2 protein-coding genes are annotated in these 2904 nt (G+C 61.4%); one reads left to right on the top strand and one right to left on the bottom strand.

Translation table 11 applies throughout. The features are described from left to right. Positions 1-62: 62 nt before the first annotated feature. Complete coding sequence (locus tag HT737_RS03545) at positions 63-980, bottom strand: LysR family transcriptional regulator (protein ID WP_182401467.1); 918 nt, start codon at positions 978-980, stop codon at positions 63-65. 103 nt (positions 981-1083) lie between these two features. On the opposite strand from HT737_RS03545, the gene HT737_RS03550 reads away from it, so the two are divergent. Then, positions 1084-2826: an amidohydrolase gene (locus tag HT737_RS03550; protein WP_182401468.1), complete on the top strand. Its 1743-nt coding sequence runs from the start codon at positions 1084-1086 to the stop codon at positions 2824-2826. Positions 2827-2904: the final 78 nt, after the last annotated feature.

Here is a 2904-nt window from a genome sequence, read left to right on the forward strand (position 1 = left end):
ATCTTTTTGATCTTTTTTTAAAAAATCGCAGCCTGCGGCAGCTCCTACAGGGGAACGGGGCTTCAGTTGAGGCCGCGTTCGGCGAGGAAGGCGGCAATGTAATCGATGAACGCCACGACCTTGGCCGTGGCCCGCCGATGGCTCGGGTACACCGCGAGAATGTGCGGGCCGAAGCTGTCGGGGTCGATTTCGTAGTCAGCCATGACCCGTACCAGACGCCCGTCGGCGATGTACGGCGCGGCGCTCCACAGCGGTGTGTGCAGCAAGCCGCGTCCGGCCAGGGCGCTGGCCAGCAGCAGGTCGTAATTGTCACTGCGCAACCGCGGCGCCGTCGGCTGTGGCAGGCTCAAACGCTGGCCGTCGCGCTCGGCCCACCAGAACTCGCGACTGAGCAACGGGTGCTGATACAACAGCCATTCATGCTGCTCAAGGGTTTGCGGATTCACCGGCAAGCCCTTGCGCGCCAGATACTCCGGGCTGCCGCACAAGGTCAGACGATTGCTGCCGACCACCCGCGCAATCAGCCCCGGCAAGTCGTCATGGCCCTCGCGCAAGGCCAGGTCATAGCCGCTTTCCAGCAGATTGACAAACGCGTCGCACAGGTCAACTTGCAGGCTGATCTGCGGGTATTGCTGCAAGAAACCGTCGCACACCTGATCAAGAAACGCCCGCCCATAAGCCAGTGGCGCGGTGATTTTCAGATTGCCGCGCAGACCGTGCTGCAATTGCTCGATCTCTTCGCCGGCCTCCTCCAGCCGCTGCAACACCAGCCGTGCGGTTTCCAGGTAGACCCGGCCGATTTCGGTCAGCAGGATCCGCCGCGTGCTGCGCTCGAACAGTCGCGCACCGAGTTCCGCCTCCAGGTGATTGACCGCTTTGGTCAGGGCCGACGGGGTCTTGCCCAGTTGCTCGGCCGCGCGACTGAAACTGCCGAGTTGCGCGGTGACCACGAACATTTTCAGTGCACCCAACTTGTCCATGCTTTTTCCATTCAGGCAAAAACGTTTTTCGTGAGGAAGGCGTTCTGTTGGCCAGTGTCAGCCACTAATCTGGCCATCAGACGCAATAACAAGGAAATCTTCAATGAAAAGATTCATCCCGAGCCTGTTGGTTGGCGCTGTAAGTTTTGCCTCGATGGAAGCCATGGCCGCCACCGATCTGGTGCTGGTCAACGGCAAGATTTTCACCGCCGACCGTGCACAGCCAAAGGTTCAGGCGCTGGCCGTGGAGAACGGCAAAGTGCTGAAAGTCGGCACCAATGCGCAGATCAAGGCGCTGATCGAACCCGGGACGCAGGTGATCGACCTCGGCGGCAAGACCCTGATGCCAGGCTTGATCGACAGCCATTCCCACGCAATTTTCGGCGGCCTGGAAATGGTCTCGGCCAACATGGAGGACGAAGTCGTCACCCTCGAGGAATTGCAAAAACGCCTGCGCGCCTGGCGTGACGATGGCAAGGCCAGGCACGGCGACGTGCTGAGCATTGCCGGCATGAGTTCAGCGTACTGGGCGCAGGCCGAAGCGCTGGGCAAGACTTTCAACCAGGGCGAATGGGCCGACGTGCCGGTGGTGTTCACCGGCAGTGACCACCACACCGCATGGGCCAATAACGTGATGCTCAAGCGCGCCGGCATTGACGCGGCCTTGCTCAAAACCCTGCCCGCTGCGGAAAAAGACACGATCGGCACACTGGCGAACGGTGAACCCAACGGTTTTCTGGTCGATGCCGGCTGGGACCGGGTCGCAGCCAAAATGCCGGTGCCGAGCCCGGCCGATATGCTCAGCGCAGCCAAATCCGCCGTGCGCTTCAACAACAGCCTCGGCATCACCGCGTGGATGGACCCCGCCGCCAACGCCGCCCCGGGCGAGGCCGTGTTCGCGCTCAAACCCACCGAGAAAACCGTCGGCGTGCTGCCGGCCTACAAAGTGCTGTCGGCAAGCGGCGACATGAGCGTGCACGTCGCAGCGTTGTTGGTCGCCAACCCGAAAAGCCTGCCGGCCGATCTCGACACGCTGGATAAAGTGCGCCAACAGTTTCAGGGCATCCCCAATCTGACCCTGCCCGGGGTCAAGATCTTCGCTGACGGCGTGATCGAGTACCCGGCGCAGAGCGCGGCGATGATCGATCCGTACCGCAATTCGCACAAACAGGGCGAGCTGCTGATCGATCCAGCGCATTTCGGCGAACTGGTCAGCGCCATCGATCAACGCGGCTGGCTGGTACACATTCACGCCATTGGCGACCGCGCGGTGCGTGAATCGCTGAACGGCATCGAACGCGCGCGCAAGGATCGGCAGAGCGGCATCACGCACTCGATCACCCACTTGCAGATGGTCAACCCAAAAGAGTTCGCCCGCTTCAAGCCGCTGAACGTGATCGCTTCAATGCAACTGCTGTGGGCCAGCGCCGACGACTACACCACCGATATGATCAAGCCTTACGTCAGCGCACTCGCCTTCCGCTATCAATACCCGGCGCATTCGCTGCTGAAACAGGGTGCGACGATTGCCGGTGCCAGCGACTGGCCGGTGTCCTCACCCAATCCGTTCAATGCCATGGCTCAGGCCATCACCCGCGTCGGGCCGATGGGCGTGCTGAATGCCGACGAGCGTCTGGATCGCGAAACCATGTTTTACGCCTATACCGCCAACGCGGCGCGGACCATAGGCCTGGACCAACAGATCGGCTCACTGACGCCGGGCAAACAGGCCGATTTCATCGTGGTCGATCGCGACGTGTTCAGCGTCGATGAAAAGGCCCTGCATGACACCCGGGTGCTGCAGACCTGGTTCGCTGGCCGTCAGGTCTACACCGCCACCCCATAACAACTCGTTCCCCCGTGTAGGAGCTGCCGAAGGCTGCGATCTTTTTGATTTTHAAGAGCGAAGGGTAGCGGCGTATGC

This window comes from Pseudomonas sp. MD195_PC81_125, from assembly GCF_014060985.1.
Lineage (GTDB): Bacteria > Pseudomonadota > Gammaproteobacteria > Pseudomonadales > Pseudomonadaceae > Aquipseudomonas > Aquipseudomonas parakoreensis.